This window comes from Streptomyces sp. NPDC008086, from assembly GCF_042957325.1.
In the GTDB taxonomy this organism is placed as follows: Bacteria; Actinomycetota; Actinomycetes; order Streptomycetales; family Streptomycetaceae; genus Streptomyces.
Window position 1 is genome coordinate 134,310 of sequence record NZ_JBIBIA010000001.1, and the last position, 16,398, is coordinate 150,707.

Genomic DNA, 16,398 nt, shown 5'->3' on the forward strand with positions numbered 1-16,398 from the left:
CGGACGTCAGCCTTCCAGTTCCGCCCGGGCCGCGACGAAGGCGTCCACGGCACGGTTGACGTCGTCCGTCGAGTGCGCGGCGGACAGCTGGACGCGGATACGGGCCTGGCCCTGCGGCACCACGGGGTAGGAGAAGCCGATCACGTACACACCGCGTTCCAGCAGCAACTCCGCCATCCGGCCGGCGACCGCCGCGTCGCCGATCATCACGGGCGCGATGGCATGGTCGCCGGGGAGGACGGCGAAGCCCTCCTCGTTCATGCGGCGCCGGAACAGTTCGGTGTTCTCGGCCAGCCGAACGCGCAGGTCGTCCGCCGACTCCAGCAGGTCGAGGACCTTGAGGGAGGCCGCCGCGATCACCGGGGCCAGGGTGTTGGAGAAGAGGTACGGCCGGGAGCGCTGGCGCAGCAGGGCGACGATCTCGGCGCGGGCCGCGACATACCCGCCGGACGCGCCGCCGAGCGCCTTGCCGAGGGTGCCGGTGATGATGTCGACGCGGTCCATGACGCCGTGCAGCTCGGGCGTGCCGCGGCCGCCGGGGCCGACGAAGCCGACGGCGTGCGAGTCGTCGACCATGACCATGGCGTCGTAGCGGTCGGCGAGGTCGCAGATCTCGGCCAGCGGGGCCACATAGCCGTCCATGGAGAAGACGCCGTCGGTGACGATCAGACGGCGGCGGGCGTCGGCGGCGTCCTTCAACTGCCGTTCCAGATCGGCCAGATCGCGGTTGGCGTAGCGGAATCGGCGGGCCTTGGACAGCCGGATGCCGTCGATGATCGACGCGTGGTTCAGGGCGTCGGAGATGACCGCGTCCTCGGGGCCGAGCAGCGTCTCGAAGACGCCGCCGTTGGCGTCGAAGCAGGAGGAGTACAGGATCGTGTCCTCCTGGCCGAGGAACGCGGAGAGCCGCGCCTCCAGTTCCTTGTGGACCTCCTGGGTGCCGCAGATGAAGCGGACCGACGCCATGCCGTAGCCCCAGCGGTCCAACGCCTCGTGGGCGGCGGCGACCACCTCGGGGTGGTCGGCGAGGCCGAGGTAGTTGTTGGCGCAGAAGTTGAGGACCTCGCCGGGGCGACCGCCCGCGCTGACGTTGACGGTCGCGGACTGCGGGGTGTCGATGACCCGCTCGGGCTTGTGCAGACCGGCGGCGCGGATCTCGTCGAGGGTGGCGCGCAGGTCGTCGCGCACGGAGTCGAACATCGGAAAGCTCCTAGAAAGGCAGATGACTTACGCGGGGGCGTGCGCGTCGGCTCAGACGGTCCAGTCGAGGATGACCTTGCCGCCGCGGCCGCTCGCCGCGTCGGCGAAGGCCGCCTCGAAGTCGCGGTGGCCGTAGCGGCCGGTGATGACGGGGGCGAGGTCGAGGCCACCCTCCAGCAGCACCGACATCGCGTACCAGGTCTCGAACATCTCCCGGCCGTAGATGCCCTTGATAGTGATCATCGAGGTGACGATCCGGGCCCAGTCGACCGGGAACTCCTGCGCCGGCAGGCCGAGCATGGCGATCCGGCCGCCGTGCGTCATGTTGGCGATCATGTCGCGCATTGCCTCGGGACGGCCGGACATCTCCAGGCCGATGTCGAAGCCCTCACGCAGGCCGAGGACGCGCTGTCCGTCGCCGATGCCCGCCTCCGAGACGTTCAGCGCGAGGCTCACGCCGATCTTGCGGGCCAGGTCCAGCCGTTCCTCGCTCACGTCGGTGATCACGACGTTGCGCGCGCCCGCGTGCCGGGCCACGGCGGCCGCCATCAGGCCGATCGGACCGGCGCCGGTGATCAGGACGTCCTCGCCGACCAGCGGGAACGACAGCGCGGTGTGCACGGCGTTGCCGAACGGGTCGAAGATCGCCGCCACATCGAGGTCGATGGGCACCCGGTGCACCCACACATTGGCGGCCGGCAGCGCGACGTACTCGGCGAAGGCACCGTCGCGCCCGACCCCGAGGCCGATCGTGGCCCGGCACAGATGGCGGCGTCCGGCCAGGCAGTTGCGGCACTTGCCGCACACCAGGTGGCCCTCGCCGCTGACCCGGTCGCCGACGGCGATGTCAGCGACGTCGCGCCCGACCTCGACGACCTCGCCCACGAACTCGTGCCCGAGCACGAGCGGGGTGCGGATCGCCTGCTGTGCCCAGCCGTCCCAGGAATGGATGTGCAGATCGGTGCCGCAGATTCCGGTGCGCAGCACCTTGATCAGTACGTCACCGGGTCCGACGGCCGGTTCCGGCACGTCCGTGAGCCGGAGCCCGGGCTCCGCCTTCTCCTTGACCAGCGCCTTCACGGTACGGCTCCTGTGCGTGAGTCCCGGCCGCGGGCATTGCCGAAGGCGCCCGCGGCCGGGGAGGGGGGTGGAATCGCACCTGAATCTGCCGTACGGCGGCGCCCAGGTCCATCGAGGATTTCTTAAGCGGCGCCACAGCTTTCCTTCACGCCTAAAGGGGCAGCCCGTCCGCCGCCCTTCGCTCCAGCCGCATCGCCAGTTCCGCGGCGGACACCTTGATCGTCTCCAGGCCCGCCTTCCCCCACGGCCGCGGATCGACGTCGACGACGCACACCGTGCCCAGCGCCATCCCGGTGGAGTCGATGAGCGGGGCACCCAGATAGGAGCGGATGCCGAACTCGTCGACGATCGGGTTCCCGGCGAACCTCGGATAGTCGCGGACATCCTCCAGCACCAGCGCCTTGTGTCGGACGACCACATGGGGGCAGAACCCATGGTCGCGCTCCATATGGCGGCCCAGCTCCGGCTTGCGGTCGTCGCCCCGGGCGAGACTCACCGTCGGCCGCACATGCAGACCGGCGAAGAACTGCCGGTTCTCGCCGACGAAGTTGACCATGGCGTACGGCGCCCCGGTGAGCTCGGCGAGATGGCCCGCGAAGACGTCCAGGGCCGGATCGGGGTGCTCCCCCAGACCCAGTTGGAACAGCCGCTGTGCGCGGGCGGGGGCCTCCTTGTCCTCGGGGGTGAGCAGCAGGCGAGCGACCGGGTGGGGTGGGCCGTGGCTCATGGGCGGTTTCCGTCGCTGTGGGCGTGGGTCATATGCGGCTCCGTGCTTTGTGTGCGGATGTCACATGTGGGCGCCGTGACTGGGTGCGGGTGCCGGCGCGTGGGCGATGAGGTGCCGGACCAGGGTCAGCAGGGTCTGGACACCGGAGCTGGAGATCCGGGCGTCGCAGCGGACGACCGGGATCTGCGGGTCGAGGTCGATCGCGGCTCGGACCTCCTCCGGGTCGTAGCGGTAGGAGCCGTCGAACTCGTTGATCGCGACGATGAAGCCGAGGCCTCGTTGCTCGAAGAAGTCGACGGCGGCGAAGCAGTCCTCCAGGCGCCGGGTGTCGGCGAGGATGACCGCGCCGAGCGCGCCCTCCGAGAGTTCGTCCCACATGAACCAGAACCGTTCCTGTCCGGGCGTGCCGAACAGGTACAGGACGTGTTCCGGGTCGAGCGTGATGCGGCCGAAGTCCATGGCCACCGTCGTCTCGACCTTGTTCTCGACGCCTTCGAGGCTGTCGGTCGCGGCGCTGACCGTGGTGAGCAGTTCCTCCGTGCTGAGCGGCGCGATCTCGCTCACCGCGCCGACGAAGGTCGTCTTGCCTACCCCGAACCCTCCTGCCACCAAGATCTTCAGTGCGGTGGGGAAGGGGTCAGAGCTGTCGTCGTAGTCCATCGAGCACTGCCTCCAGAAGGGCCCGGTCAGTCGGGTTGTGGTGGAACTCGGGGGGCTTGGTGGTGAGCGCCCCGCAGTCGACGAGGTCCGACAGCAGCACCTTGGTGACCGCAGCCGGCAGCTTCAGGTGGGCGGCGACCTCGGCGACCGAGACGGGGGCGCGGCACAGGTCGAGTGCCTGCTCGTGCTCGGGGCCGAGGTAGCCGAGGGGGGTCGCCCCGGTGGCCATGACCTGCGACATCAGATCGAGCGCGATGGTGGGCCGGGTACGGCCGTTGCTGACCGTGAAAGGGCGCACCAGCCGTCCGGCCGCGTCGTCGAGCCAGGGCCCGTCGCCGGCCGCCGTCACGTTCAAGGCCTCATCGCCGAGGGTTCGACGGAGTGCTGCCGGGGCGCGGTGACCAGGTACGGACGGACGCTCTTGACCAGCATCGCCATCTCGTAGCCCAGCACCGCGGCGTCGGCCTCGCGGCCGGCCAGCACCGCGAGACACGTGCCGGAACCGGCGGTCGTGACGAAGAGCAGGGTCGAGTCGAGTTCGACGACGACCTGGCGCACGTCGCCGCCGTCGCCGAACCGGACCCCGGCGCTGCGGCCCAGGGAGTACAGGCCGGAGGCCAGGGCGGCCATGTGGTCGGCACTGTCCGGGTCGAGGCCGTGAACCGACTTCACAAGCCCGTCGCAGGAGAGGAGCACCGCACTGGTGGTGTGCGGGACACGCTGCACGAGGCCGCTCATCAGCCAGTCGAGATCGGAGACATGAGCGGTCGGCGCTTCGCTCGCCATGATGGATCGACTCCTTGAGGTACGAAGGTCAGCGGGAGCGCTGGGGGTGGGGGTGGACTGCCAGGCGGACGTCGAGCTGGTCGCGGTCGTGGTCATCCGGCCGGTGCGCTCCCGTCGTGCCAGGGGGTGTGGTCGGAGCCGGGCGTGGGCCCGGGGTGGGTCTCGGTGATGCCCCGCCCCGCGTCGAGGCCCGTCGGCTCCAGGTGGATGGACGCCGGGCGCATGAACTCCAGGCGGGTCGGGTCCGGTTCGGTGGGCTGGCGCGGCGAGGGGGTGTAGGCGGACGTGGTGCCCTGGGTGCCGACGGTGTGTGCCGAGTCCATGTGGGCTGCGTCCAGGTGCGCTCCGTCCAGGTGGCTCGCGCTCAGGTGGTCGGGCGCTGTGTGGTCGAACGCCGTGTGTCCCGAGACCATGTGGCCCGACACCGTGTAGGAGGTGCCCACATGGCCTGCGCCCAGGTGCCTCGCGTCCATGTGCCCGCCGCCCATGTGCTCGGCATCCGTACGGCCGACTTCCATACCTCCGGCTTCCATATGTCCGCTCTCGACATGCCCAACCTCCACATGTCCGGCATCCATGTGCGCCGAATCCATGTGGGTCGCCGGCTCCATACGGGTCGGCTCCATGTGGGCCGACTCCCCTTGCGCGGACTCCATGTGCTGCTGCGTCTCGGCGAGACCGATCCCCCGCTGGAACGCGGCCATCAGCCCCGGGTCGTGCCCAGCCGGCTCGTCGGTCTCCTGACGTGGCAGGGGTGCGCTCCGCAGCTGGGGCACGATGTGTTCCTGGGCCCGGCGCCGGGGCAGCTGGGGCTTGCCCATGGTGCCGCGGACGGTTCCGGTGCGCGGGGTCGGCGGCGCGACGGTGTTCTCCGCGACGACCCGACGTTCGTCAGGCCTGATGCCGGGCACGGCCTCCGCCGGGTTGGCCCGCTCCTCACGAGCGCCGCGCACGGGCAGAGGTGCGGGCCCGTTGCCCTGAGCCCCGGAGGCCGGGCTCCAGCCACCGGACTGCTGCTGCGGCTGCGGCTGTTGCCGACGTGGCGACCCCGCCGACGTATCTGCCGCCCCCCGCTGCCCACCCTCCGACGCGGCCGATGCCGAGGGTGCGGCGCGTGCGGCAGGAACGGCGGATGCGGCGGGAACCGCGGATGCGGCCGACGTGGGCTGCCGATGCTGCTGCGGACGCGCCTGCGGCGTGGAGCGCGACGGTACGGCCCCGCCGGCACCCGGACCCGCGCCCGCACCGGTACCGGCACGGCCGGCCGCTCCCGCCGGATCCTGCGCCCGCGGCGCACCGCCACGCCGCCCCTCCGGATCCGCCCCCAACAACCCCTGCGGCACGACGAGTACGGCTTGGACGCCGCCGTAGATGTTGGTCTGGAGCCGCACATGGATGCCGTGGCGCTTGGCGAGCTGGGAGACGACGAACAGGCCGATGCGTCCGTCCGCCAGCAGGCTGGCGACGTTGACCTGGTCGGGGTCGGTGAGCAGGGCGTTCATGCGGTTCTGCTCACCGACGGGCATGCCGAGACCGCGGTCCTCGACCTCGACGGCGAGCCCCGAGGTCACGAGGTTGGCCCGGAGCAGGACTTGGGTGTGCGGAGCGGAGAACACCGTGGCGTTCTCGACCAGTTCGGCCAGCAGGTGGATGACGTCGGCGACGGCGTGTCCGCGCAGGGTGCCGTCGATGGGCGGTACGAGCTTGACCCGCGAGTACTGTTCGACCTCCGCGATGGCCGAGCGCAGCACCTCGGTCATGGAGACCGGGTTGCTCCACTGGCGGCGGGAGACGGCGCCGCCGAGCACGGCGAGGTTCTCGGCGTGGCGGCGGATGCGGGTGGCGAGGTGGTCGACGTGGAAGAGGCCCTTGAGCAGGTCGGGGTCCTCGATCTCGTTCTCCAGCTCGTCGAGGATGGAGATCTCGCGGTGGACGAGGGACTGGAGGCGGCGGGCGAGGTTGACGAAGACCTCGAGCTTCTGTTCGCTGCCCGCCTGGCTGGAGAGCTGTGCGGCCTGGACCACCGCGTTGACGGCGCCGTCGTGGGCGCGGGCCAGGTCGGAGGCGAGCAGTTCGAAGTCGTCGGCGCCGTCCGGCGGACCGCTGCGCGGCTTGCGCTTCGGCGGGCCGTCGCCCCGGCGCAGTGCCTCCACGAGGGTGCGTAGGTCGGCCTCGCCGCGTGCGCTGTTGCGGCGCAGTGCGCCGATGCGGTCGCTCACGGATCGGGCGGTGCGGTTGGCGGCGACCGCGGCGATCAGGATGCCCGCCACGGTCACCGAGACCGCGCCGGCCAGCACGGCCCACAGGGTCAGGCTCGGCCGTGCTCCGGTGGAGCGCACGACGAAGAGCACGGCCGCGCAGGCGCTGAGGGTCACCGCGACGGGCGGCAGCACCGCCAGGCGCAGCAGTTGGGGCCGTATATGGGTCTCGGGCAGCGCGGTGGCGGTGCGGGCGGCCGGACGCCCGTGCCGCCCGCCCTCACGGCGGTCTGCGCGTGCGGCCGGGGCGCGGAGTTGAGACATCAGGGTCCTCGTACTGGTCCGTCGGTCGGGGCCTTGGGAGTGCGCGCGGTCTGCGCGGCCCGGGGCATGCGCCATCGCGATGTCGGTCGACGGAGCCGACGAATTCGGCTCCGTGTCGCCCAACGGACACTGACAGTAGTCGCCTCCGCATCAAGTGCGGTGGGCAGTTGACAAAGTCCCGCAGGCAGCGTCCCGCTCTGGTATGAGGTCTCGTACGACAGACCGATAACCCGCTCCGCCGTTCGCCCATAACGAGCAATAGAACGATCGGACCTGGTCAGAAGTGGTCACGACGAAAAGTGGAGCGTCGGGGCGCTTCAGCCGCCGTATGCCTCGCGGGCCCCTGATTTGCTCGCCGCGGCAGCCCCGGCCGGGACGATTCAGCATTGGGCGCGCCTCGTTCACCGACGCCGGTCACGTCACGGGCCGTATCCGCGCACAGGGCTCCGCGAGCGCGCCGCAGCGCTCCCACGCGCCCCGCGCGAACGGCCTCGGAAGGGCGCCGGAAGAACAGCGGGCGCCCGACTGGGCGCCCGGACGAGTCCGGCACATGCCGCACACGCCACAGCGGGCCCCGCCGATCCACGATCGACGGGGCCCGCCAGGAGTCACGGTCGCTACCCGACCGCCACGCTGTCAGGCCTCTCCGGGGTGTCCGTGTCCGGCGTGTCGGGTGTGCCGGGTGCGTCCGGCCCCGGCGCGACCGGTGGCCAGGTCGGCCACCCCGCGGCGGGCTCCTCGGCCGCCGCACGCCACCACGGCGTCACGGGCGGCACCGAGGCCGGCTCGAAGGGCTCACCGCAGACGGGGGCCGCCATGGTGACCCCGGCCCTGTGCGTGGCCCACATGGTCCGCTCCGCGGGCTCGGCCCAGGGATGCGTCGCCAGGTTGAAGGTGCCCCAGTGGATGGGCAGCATGACGCCCGCTGCCGGATCGCCGCCCTGGAGGTCGAGGTGGGCCTGGACGCCCTCGTCCGGCGTCATGTGGATGTCGGGCCAGAAGTCCGAGTAGGCGCCGAGCTGGATCATCGTGGCGTCGAACGGGCCGTGTTCGGCGCCGATGTCCTTGAAGCCCTCGAAGTAGCCGGTGTCGCCGCTGTGGAAGATCCGGTGCTCGTCCGAGGCGACGACCCAGGACGCCCAGAGGGTGTGCTGTGTGTTGCGCAGGCCGCGGCCGCAGAAGTGGCGGGCCGGGGTGGCCGTCAGGGTGAGGCCGCCGATCTTCGTCGACTCGTGCCAGTCCAGCTCGCGCAGCCGGTCGGCCGGGACGCCCCAGTGTTCGAGGTGGGCGCCGACGCCGAGCGGTACGGCGAACAGCGTGTCCGTGCCGACCAGCGCCTTGATCGTGGGCAGATCGAGGTGGTCGTAGTGGTCGTGCGAGATGACGACGACGTCGACCGGCCCGAGCGCGGCGAGGGGCAGCGGCACGGGGTGCAGCCGCTTGGGCCCGGCGAAGGGGAACGGCGAGCAGCGATCGCCCCAGACGGGGTCGAAGAGCACCCGGTGCCCGTCGATCTCCGCGAGGACGCTCGAATGCCCCATCCAGGTCAGGCGCAGTCCTTCGGCGGACGGTTTCGCCAGGTCGGCGTAGGTGGTGGGGTGGATCGGCACGGTGGACTTCGGGGCGCGGCGGGGCCGGGTGTCCCGGTCGAAGAAGACCTTGGCGAACTCCAGCATCGATCCGGACGGTCTGGTGCGCGCGACGCCCCCGGGGTTCTGGAAGACCCCGTCCCGGAAGTGCGGCGATCTGCGGATGCGCGCCATGCGCTCACCGCTCGGGTCCACGCCGAAGGCCTCGGGCCGCAGGGCACGCAGCCCGGTGCTCGGGAAACGGAAACCGGCCACGGTACCTCCAGGTGGAGTCGGTGAGAAATTCCATTATGGGCGGCCCCTCCGACAACCCCGCACACCCCCTGACCCATTCCGCACGGCCCCGCGCGTTGACATGTCCCCACCCGCCTTCGATACTGACCCACCGTTCAGTAAGAACGCGGGACACGGCCCCCGCCCCCTCCCCCGGAGACTCCATGACCACCCCCCTGCTGTCGCTCACGTGGACCGACGACGTCACCGGCCGCCAGGGCTTCCTGGTCATCGACCGGCTGGTGCGCGGCGTGTCCAGCGGTGGGCTGCGCATGCGGCCGGGATGCACGGTGGACGAGGTCACCGGGCTCGCCCGTGGCATGAGCCTGAAGGAAGCGTTGCACTACGACCCCGAGGCCCGGTACGTCCCGCTGGGCGGCGCCAAGGGTGGCATCGACTGCGATCCCCGGGATCCGGAGGCGTACGGGCTCCTGGTGCGCTATCTGCGGACCATGCGGCCGTACATCGAGAGCTTCTGGACGACGGGCGAGGACCTCGGGCTCACCCAGGACGTGGTCGACCGGGCGGCGGCCGAGGCGGGGCTCGTGTCGTCCGTGCAGGCCGTGTATCCGCTGCTGGACGACGAGGCCGGCGCGCGTCGGCGGCTCGCGGAGGCGTTCGCGGTCGACGTGGACGGCATCGGACTGGACGAGCTGGTCGGCGGCTGCGGGGTGGCCGAGTCGGTGCTCACGGCGCTGGACCGGGCCGGTGTGCCGTGCTGGCGGACGCGCGTCGTGGTGCAGGGCCTCGGGACGATGGGCGGGGCCACGGCGCGCTTCCTCACGCGCGCGGGGCTCACGGTCGTGGCCGTCGCCGACATCAAGGGCACGATCGCCAACCCGGCGGGCCTCGACGTCGAGAGCCTGCTGGCGGCGCGGGACGCGTACGGCACCGTCGACCGCGCGGCGCTGCGCCGAGGCGACCGCGAACTTCCGGGCGATGCCTGGCTGTCGGTCGAGGCCGAGGTGCTGGTCCCGGCGGCCGTCTCCTATGCGATCGACGCCGCGAACCAGGGGCGCGTCACCGCCCGCTGGATCGCGGAGGCGGCCAACATGCCGGTACGGCCGGACGCGGAGGAGGCGCTGGCCGCGCGGGGCGTCACGGTGCTGCCGGACGTCGTGGTCAACTCGGCCACGAACGCCTGGTGGTGGTGGACGCTGTTCGGCGACATCGGCCCCTCCGCGGAGCAGGCGTTCGCCCACACCCGGCGCTCGATGCGCGCCCTGACCGACCTCACGCTGGCCCGCGCGGAGGCCGACGGGACGACGCCCCGGGCGGCCGCGCACGCCATCGCGGAGGACCGGTTGCCGGTGATCGCCGAACGGTTCGGGCGGCACCGGTGACGGCGGTCGAGGTCGCGTGACCCGGCCGCTGCCCGGGAACGGCCCGTGCCGAGGCTTTAGGGTGACCGGGTGGCGAGAGTGCGGTTGAGCGTGGCGGAGCGGCGCGAGGAGCTGCTGCGGGCCGCTGTGGAGCAGATAGAGGCGCGGGGCGTGGCGGCGGTGCGGATCGCCGACGTGGCCTCGGCGCTCGGCGTGAGCAACGCGCTGGTGCTCTATCACTTCGCCACGAAGGAGAAGCTGGTCGCCGCCGCGTTCACCCACGCGGCCGAGGGCGACCTGACCCGGCTGCGCGGGATCCTCGGCCGCCGTACGACGGCGCTGCGACGGCTGCGGACCGCCGTGCGCTGGTACGCGCCGACCGGTCAGGCCAAGGGCTGGCGGCTGTGGATCGAGGGCTGGGCGGGGGCGTTGCGTGAGCCCGCCTTGCAGGAGGTCACACGGGACCTCGACCGGCAGTGGAAGGGCGCGATCGCCGAGGTCATCGCGGAGGGCGTGGCCGCGGGCGAGTTCGTCTGCGCGGACCCCGACGGCACCGCCCTGCGGCTCACCGCCCTCCTGGACGGGCTCGCCGTACAGCTGACGTCGTACCGCGGCGCGGTGTCACGCGCGCGTGCCCAGGAGTGGGTGGACGAGGCGCTGGCCCGGGAACTGGGCCTGGAGCGGGAGGCGTTGACGGCGTCGGTGCGGTGAGGTCGCCGATCGCCGGGCGTTCGGTCCACCGCGGCCACGACAGCCGTGTGGGCCGCCCCCGGACAGGACACGGCCCACACCGAAGCGAAGCGGCGCTTCAAGCCACCGATTCGATCCGCATCTTGATGTCGTCCGGGGACAGCGCGCCCTTGGCGGTCACATGGTCCCCCGACGACTCGCCGCGCAGGCGCCGCCCGATCCACGGCACCAGGTACTCACGCGCCCAGTGGACGTCGTCCCGGCGGATCTCCAGGGTGCCGCGGGGCGGCAGCGGCGGCCAGGGCTGGTCCGGGTCGGCCGGGATGTCCAGGCCGAGCACCTGACCCGCGCGGAGCGCCACGCGCGTGTGCCCCTCGGGAGACAGGTGGAGCCGGTCGTCGTCCCAGGCCCGGCGGTCCTGAACCGTCTTAAGGGACCACAGGTCGAGCACCGGGCAGCCGTATCGGTCGGCGACGGCCCGCACATGGCCGTTGTAGGTGGCGATCTTGCCGCGCAGGTGCTTCAGCACGGGTACGCCACGGGTGTCGAAGCCGGTGGTCACCATGACGGTGCCGGCCACGGCGGTGAGCCGGGCGATGGCCCGCTCGAAGCGCTCGGCGACTTCGTCGGGGTCGGTTCCGGGTCGGATGATGTCGTTGCCGCCCGCACAGAACGAGACCAGGTCCGGGGCCAGTTCGACGGCCTTCGGAAGCTGGTCCTCGATGATCTGGTCGAGCAGTTTGCCGCGCACGGCGAGGTTCGTGTAGTTGAAGTCGCCCTCGGGGCGCCGGTCCGCGAGCAGGACCGCGAACCGGTCGGCCCAGCCGACGAACGCCCCGTCGGGGCCCGGGTCGCCGACGCCCTCGGTGAAGCTGTCCCCCACCGCGACGTACGACCCGATCACTGATCTGCTGTCACTCTTCGAATCGTCTGCCACATCGGCACATGATTCACCTTCGAATGTGACCTACGCGACCGTAGGCAAGGGTTGACGAGCGGTGAGATAAGCCACTCCTAAAGGGTTCACCAAACTTGGAATATCCCTCCGATCAGGGGTGTTGTGGGCGCAGCCGCCATACCCGGAAGTCGCTGACCCGGAAGTGGCTCCATACGGTCCGGAAGGCGAAGTGCCCACTGGTGTACGGCTCCTGGTCGGTGTGGTCGAAGACGAGCCGCCCGTTGTTCCACCACTTCACGGTCGAGCCGTCGGAGACGATCCGGACTCGGTTGGGCTGGTTGGCCACCAGCAGCGGCTCCGTGTAGTCGAAGACCAGCGGCCGGACCCCGGCCTCACCGACGTACCGGCGCAGTCGTGTCGTGGTGTTGTAGTTGGCGCCGTAGCCGGCGTAGTACGTCTTGAGGTGGTCGTACTCCTCCAGCGCGCCGCCACGCGGGGTGGCGAAGAGGTCGTCCGGGGAGCGGACGTCGACGGCGTTCCAGAAGTTGTTGAGGTCGGAGACACGGTCGTTGGGTCCGCCGGCCGAGACGGCGGTGGCCGTGTACTCGAGGACGTACGGTCCTTCGAGCCGCTTCTTGAACCACACCGTCGCCCCGCTCGGTACGTCGATCTCCAGCACACCGCGTGCGGCGGTGACGGTGCCGCCGTCCTGCAACTCGGTCACCCACTGGCCGAGGCCGTGGCAGAAGTCGTCGTGGGCGATCAGCCGGCGGCGGGCCGGGGCGGCACTCGCAGCGGCGGCGGGGGCGAGCGCCCCGAGGGCGGCACCTGCGGCCAGGACTCCGAATGCTCTGCGCGTGGTCGTCACGGAAGTGCTCCTTCGCTGGGGCGATGACGTAGAAAGCGCTTGCTCCAACCGATCGGAGATCACTCTCCCCCATCACCCCCGCACTGTCGACACCCCACCCCCGCCCAAGACCCCGTCCCGCGCACACCGAAGGCCGGACCCGGGGATCGGGGTCCGGCCTTCGGTCGCGTGTCAGGCAGGTGGTCTTGCGCGGGGGCCGCGTCAGCCGAGGGCGACGCCCTTCGAGCGGAGATAGGCGACCGGGTCGAGGTCCGAGCCGTAGTCCGGCGTGGTGCGGATCTCGAAGTGCAGGTGCGGGCCGGTCACGTTGCCGGTCGCGCCGGAGAGGCCTATCTGCTGGCCCGCCGTCACGGTCTGGCCGCTCGAGACGGAGAGCGAGGACAGGTGGGCGTACTGGGCGTAGTAGCCGTCGGCGAGCTGGATGACGACCTGGTTGCCGTAGGCGCCGCCCCAGCCGGCCGAGACGACGGTGCCCGCGCCGACCGCCTTCAGCGGGGTGCCGGTGGGGGCGACGAAGTCGACGCCGGTGTGGTAGCCGCTCGACCACATGCTGCCCGCCACCTTGTAGCCGGTGCCGACGGAGGCGCCGGAGACGGGGGCGGAGAAGCCGCTGGAGGTGGCGGCGTTCTCGGCGCTCTGAGTGGTGCTCTTCTGCGCCGCGGAGGACTTCGAGGCGGTCGAGTCGGCGGACGACTCGGGGGAGGAAGACGACGGGGAGGACGACGGCTCGGGGGCGCTCGCGGTGGCCTTCTTGCCACTGAGCGAGAGCTTCAGGCCGGGGTGGATCAGCGACGGGTCGTCGCCGACGGCCTCGCGGTTGTCGGCGTAGAGCTTCTTCCAGCCACCGCTGACGTTCTGCTCGTCGGCGATCTTCGAGAGGTAATCGCCGACCTTCACCGAATAGGTCCGCGAGCCCGCCTTCTTGTCGGAGGCCTTCTTCTCTACGGCCTTCTCGCCGGCGATCGGAAGAGACTGAACGGCCTTTTCCGAAACGGACTGCGAGGGAGCGGCGTGGGCGCCGGTGGCACCGATGAGCGGGAGAGCGAGAGCGGCTCCACCGGTTCCGGCGACGGCGATGGAGCGGGTGAAGCGCAGGGACTTCGGGCGGCGGTGCTTACCCTTCGCGGGCATGGCGAATTCCTCTCCGGCGCCTGCGAGGTGAGCTGTCGGGTGCGGGCTGGAGATGCCCGGTCGCGTGGGGACGCGACTTGACCCCAAGCCTGTTCCGGAGACCGGAACAGGCGGTTGTGCCTGTGGGTCCCCCGCTCCTGCCGTTCACGGGTGAGTTAGCGCGGGATCCGGTCGGCGGCAGGATTCGGCGTCCGTCCGGATTGGTGGCGAACGTAAGCGAGGAAGACGCAAGGGAACAAGTGAGGGGTTCCGTCCGAATGCGTTCCCGTTGATCCCTTGTGGGAATTACCCGTCACCCTGCGTGAATTATCGGGGCATCGCCGGACTCAAAACCCCTTGAAAAGCACGTGAATTACATGAACATGACGGGCGACGCACGGTCACGAATATGACGCTCCTCACGTGACGCTGCTCCACCTTCCTTTACTCCAGAGCGAGTTGGAACGAAGGCGCCAATTCGGACAGAAAGCCTAGATGCGGCGCAGTCGGATAACCGTCGCATCGAGGTCGCCGCACAACCCGGCGCGAAGTCCGTGATGCACCAGTACGGCACCTCGGTGAATTTCGCCCGTTTCAAGGCATTCATACAACGCTGTCGAGTCGAGGGCGCGCAGGCGCAGCGCCGGGGCTGGCTCACCGAAGCTCTGCGCCTGAAGCCAGGCGAAAACGACCGTTTCGTCCCCGAGTGTGTACTGAACCGCGCTCAGCCCGCCCCGCGGAGCCCGCAGCCGGTACAGGTCGCCGCGCTGCACCACATGCCGGATCTCCTTGTAGAGGGTCACCCATTCCCGGGCCTCGGCGAGTTCCTCCTCGGTCCACCGGGTCAGGTCGCCGCCGACCCCGAGCACCCCGGCCATGGCGCTCACGAACCGGAAGCGCAGGGAGCTGGCGCGGTGGTTGAGCATGGCGTTCGGGCTGTCGGTGACCCAGGCGGCCATGGCCCGGGCCGGGTGGAGCTGGCTGAAGCCGTGCTGGATGGCGAGCCGGTCCAGGGGGTCGGTGTTGTCCGAGGTCCACACCTGGTCCGTGCGGCTCAGCACACCGAGGTCGATCCGCCCGCCACCGCCCGAGCAGGACTCGAAGGCGACGCCGGGATGGGCCGCGCGCAACCGGTCCAGCAGGCCGTACAGGGCACGCACATGGTCGACCCACAGGCGCTGCGGATACGGCTCGCCGGGCCACCCCGCGTCGGTGAAGCAGCGGTTGAAGTCCCACTTCACATAGTCGATCGGGGCGCTGGAGAGGATCCCGTCGAGCCGCTCCCAGAGGTACTCCTGGACGTCCTCGCGCGCGAGGTTGAGTACGAGCTGATTGCGGAACTCCGTCCGCTTTCGTCCTGTTTGATACTGAACCCACTCCGGATGGGCGCGATACAACTCGCTGTCCGGATTGACCATTTCCGGTTCGACCCAGATGCCGAACTGCATGCCGAGCGCGTGCACGTACTCGGCGAGCGGCTTGAGACCGGACGGGAAGCGATCCGGGTTGGGCGTCCAGTCCCCGAGGCCCGCGCGGTCGCTGGTGCGCGTCCCGAACCAGCCGTCGTCGACGACGAACAGTTCGACGCCGATGGCCGCGGCCCGCCGCGCGAGCAGACTCTGCTGCTCCTCGGAGATGTCGAACTCCGTCGCCTCCCAGGAGTTGAACAGCACCGGCCGGTCCTGGTCGGCGTCCGGGATCACGTACGCGCGCTGGTACGCGTGCCAGGCGCGGCTCGCCCCGCCGAAGCCGCCGTCGCTCCACAGACCGGCGAAGACGGGCGTGGTGAAGGACTCCCCCGGGTCCAGCCGCAGCAGGCCCGAGTCGTCGTGTCCGGCCCCGCCGGTGATCTGCACGCGCGCGTCGGGCAGTTGCGCGACGGCGATGCGCCAGGACCCGGACCAGCCGAGGGCACAGCCGTATACCTCGCCGCGCTCCTCGGTGGCGTCCGAGTCGAGGGCGACCCACGGCAGGTGCTGGTGCCCGGTGTGCCCGCGGCGGCTGCCGATGACCTTCTCACCGTAGGTGAGGGGAGCCCGCGCCAGCCGGGACTCGGCGCCCCAACGGCCGTGCAGCTGCGACAGCCGCCACTCCTCGCGGTCGGGCAGCGTCCAGGTGGCCGAGTCGGCGCGCAGCAACTCCAGGGCGGACCCCTGGTTGTCGAGGGTCACCCAGCGCTCCACGACGTCCCCGCGCATCCGGTAGTGCAGGGTGACGGTCAGCCCGTCGTCACAGAACCGCAACCGCAGCTCGTCGCCCTCCGTCTCGTACCGCTCGAAACCCCACTCGGTGCCACGCCGCTCGTCGGTGCGCACGGACAGGGCGGGCCGTACGAAGCGGGGGCCGCCCTCGACCGGGTACTCCTCACGCCCGTCGAGCGGGGACTCGAAGGGCCAGTACTCCGGCAGCGGCCGTACGGCGAGGGCCTCGGCGTCGGCGAGCGCGATCCGCGGCCCCCAGTGGAGGTGCAGCAGCTCGTCGGCGTCGGTGAGATGGACGGCGTAACTGCTGGTCGGCCCGGTCAGGAGCCACGTACGGCCGTTGGCGGAGATCTCCAGCATCAAGCCCTCACAGAGACGAACAGGTGCGATCAAGTACCAACATCATCAAGGTCCGGGGGCTGCTGAGGCAACGCCTGTGGACAACTCATTGCCCCAGGAAGTCATGTCGTAT

General features: G+C 70.8%; 14 protein-coding genes and 1 riboswitch. Of the genes, 2 read left to right on the forward strand and 12 right to left on the reverse strand.

Going from position 1 to position 16,398, the window contains the following annotated elements; genetic code table 11:
* Positions 1-6 precede the first annotated feature (6 nt).
* From ACFZBP_RS00625 to ACFZBP_RS00660, 8 genes are all read right to left on the reverse strand, one after another.
* A complete protein-coding gene (locus ACFZBP_RS00625; RefSeq protein WP_391409141.1) occupies positions 7-1,200 on the reverse strand; it encodes a glycine C-acetyltransferase in 1,194 nt (397 codons plus the stop codon).
* Positions 1,201-1,251: 51 nt separating this feature from the next.
* Positions 1,252-2,280: an L-threonine 3-dehydrogenase gene (gene tdh / locus ACFZBP_RS00630; protein ID WP_391409142.1), complete on the reverse strand. Its 1,029-nt coding sequence runs from the start codon at positions 2,278-2,280 to the stop codon at positions 1,252-1,254.
* A gap of 151 nt (positions 2,281-2,431) precedes the next feature.
* Positions 2,432-3,007, reverse strand: a complete 576-nt coding sequence (locus ACFZBP_RS00635) for a GAF domain-containing protein (protein ID WP_383455354.1) — start codon at positions 3,005-3,007, stop codon at positions 2,432-2,434.
* A gap of 60 nt (positions 3,008-3,067) precedes the next feature.
* Positions 3,068-3,667, reverse strand: coding sequence for an ATP/GTP-binding protein (locus tag ACFZBP_RS00640; RefSeq protein WP_234761895.1), 600 nt, complete (start codon positions 3,665-3,667; stop codon positions 3,068-3,070).
* Positions 3,645-4,016 carry a DUF742 domain-containing protein gene (locus ACFZBP_RS00645; protein WP_234761968.1) on the reverse strand — a complete coding sequence of 124 codons (372 nt, stop codon included), beginning with the start codon at positions 4,014-4,016 and terminating at the stop codon, positions 3,645-3,647. The genes ACFZBP_RS00640 and ACFZBP_RS00645 overlap by 23 nt, the downstream gene beginning before the upstream one ends.
* A 2-nt stretch (positions 4,017-4,018) precedes the next feature.
* A complete protein-coding gene (locus tag ACFZBP_RS00650) occupies positions 4,019-4,453 on the reverse strand; it encodes a roadblock/LC7 domain-containing protein (RefSeq protein ID WP_003996239.1) in 435 nt (144 codons plus the stop codon).
* A 92-nt stretch (positions 4,454-4,545) separates the two neighbouring features.
* Positions 4,546-6,975, reverse strand: coding sequence for an ATP-binding protein (locus ACFZBP_RS00655; protein ID WP_391409143.1), 2,430 nt, complete (start codon positions 6,973-6,975; stop codon positions 4,546-4,548).
* 617 nt (positions 6,976-7,592) lie between these two features.
* Complete coding sequence (locus ACFZBP_RS00660) at positions 7,593-8,819, reverse strand: MBL fold metallo-hydrolase (RefSeq protein ID WP_391409144.1); 1,227 nt, start codon at positions 8,817-8,819, stop codon at positions 7,593-7,595.
* A 182-nt stretch (positions 8,820-9,001) separates the two neighbouring features.
* On the opposite strand from ACFZBP_RS00660, the gene ACFZBP_RS00665 reads away from it, so the two are divergent.
* Positions 9,002-10,180 carry a Glu/Leu/Phe/Val dehydrogenase dimerization domain-containing protein gene (locus ACFZBP_RS00665; RefSeq protein WP_391409145.1) on the forward strand — a complete coding sequence of 393 codons (1,179 nt, stop codon included), beginning with the start codon at positions 9,002-9,004 and terminating at the stop codon, positions 10,178-10,180.
* A 69-nt stretch (positions 10,181-10,249) separates the two neighbouring features.
* Positions 10,250-10,870, forward strand: a complete 621-nt coding sequence (locus ACFZBP_RS00670; protein ID WP_391409146.1) for a TetR family transcriptional regulator C-terminal domain-containing protein — start codon at positions 10,250-10,252, stop codon at positions 10,868-10,870.
* 97 nt (positions 10,871-10,967) lie between these two features.
* Here the strand turns inward: ACFZBP_RS00670 and ACFZBP_RS00675 are convergent, their stop codons facing one another.
* The 4 genes from ACFZBP_RS00675 to ACFZBP_RS00690 all read right to left on the reverse strand — a co-directional run bounded on the left by ACFZBP_RS00675 (position 10,968) and on the right by ACFZBP_RS00690 (position 16,286).
* Positions 10,968-11,753: an SGNH/GDSL hydrolase family protein gene (locus ACFZBP_RS00675; RefSeq protein WP_217208143.1), complete on the reverse strand. Its 786-nt coding sequence runs from the start codon at positions 11,751-11,753 to the stop codon at positions 10,968-10,970.
* Between the two features lie 145 nt (positions 11,754-11,898).
* Positions 11,899-12,615 carry a DUF6250 domain-containing protein gene (locus ACFZBP_RS00680; RefSeq protein ID WP_391409147.1) on the reverse strand — a complete coding sequence of 239 codons (717 nt, stop codon included), beginning with the start codon at positions 12,613-12,615 and terminating at the stop codon, positions 11,899-11,901.
* A 201-nt stretch (positions 12,616-12,816) separates the two neighbouring features.
* Complete coding sequence (locus tag ACFZBP_RS00685) at positions 12,817-13,746, reverse strand: peptidoglycan DD-metalloendopeptidase family protein (protein ID WP_391409148.1); 930 nt, start codon at positions 13,744-13,746, stop codon at positions 12,817-12,819.
* Between the two features lie 4 nt (positions 13,747-13,750).
* Positions 13,751-13,917, reverse strand: a riboswitch (cyclic di-AMP (ydaO/yuaA leader).
* A gap of 299 nt (positions 13,918-14,216) precedes the next feature.
* On the reverse strand, positions 14,217-16,286 hold the full coding sequence (locus ACFZBP_RS00690) for an alpha-galactosidase (protein ID WP_391409150.1): 2,070 nt from the start codon (positions 16,284-16,286) through the stop codon (positions 14,217-14,219).
* Positions 16,287-16,398 lie beyond the last annotated feature (112 nt).

Bases quoted from the DNA above. Each gene is read 5' to 3' on its own strand.
- ACFZBP_RS00625 (WP_391409141.1), bottom strand. From the start codon at position 1,200: ATGTTCGACTCCGTGCGCGACGACCTGCGCGCCACCCTCGACGAGATC.
- ACFZBP_RS00635 (WP_383455354.1), bottom strand. From the start codon at position 3,007: ATGAGCCACGGCCCACCCCACCCGGTCGCTCGCCTGCTGCTCACCCCC.
- ACFZBP_RS00640 (WP_234761895.1), bottom strand. From the start codon at position 3,667: ATGGACTACGACGACAGCTCTGACCCCTTCCCCACCGCACTGAAGATC.
- ACFZBP_RS00650 (WP_003996239.1), bottom strand. From the start codon at position 4,453: ATGGCGAGCGAAGCGCCGACCGCTCATGTCTCCGATCTCGACTGGCTG.
- ACFZBP_RS00655 (WP_391409143.1), bottom strand. From the start codon at position 6,975: ATGTCTCAACTCCGCGCCCCGGCCGCACGCGCAGACCGCCGTGAGGGC.
- ACFZBP_RS00665 (WP_391409145.1), top strand. From the start codon at position 9,002: ATGACCACCCCCCTGCTGTCGCTCACGTGGACCGACGACGTCACCGGC.
- ACFZBP_RS00685 (WP_391409148.1), bottom strand. From the start codon at position 13,746: ATGCCCGCGAAGGGTAAGCACCGCCGCCCGAAGTCCCTGCGCTTCACC.
- ACFZBP_RS00690 (WP_391409150.1), bottom strand. From the start codon at position 16,286: ATGCTGGAGATCTCCGCCAACGGCCGTACGTGGCTCCTGACCGGGCCG.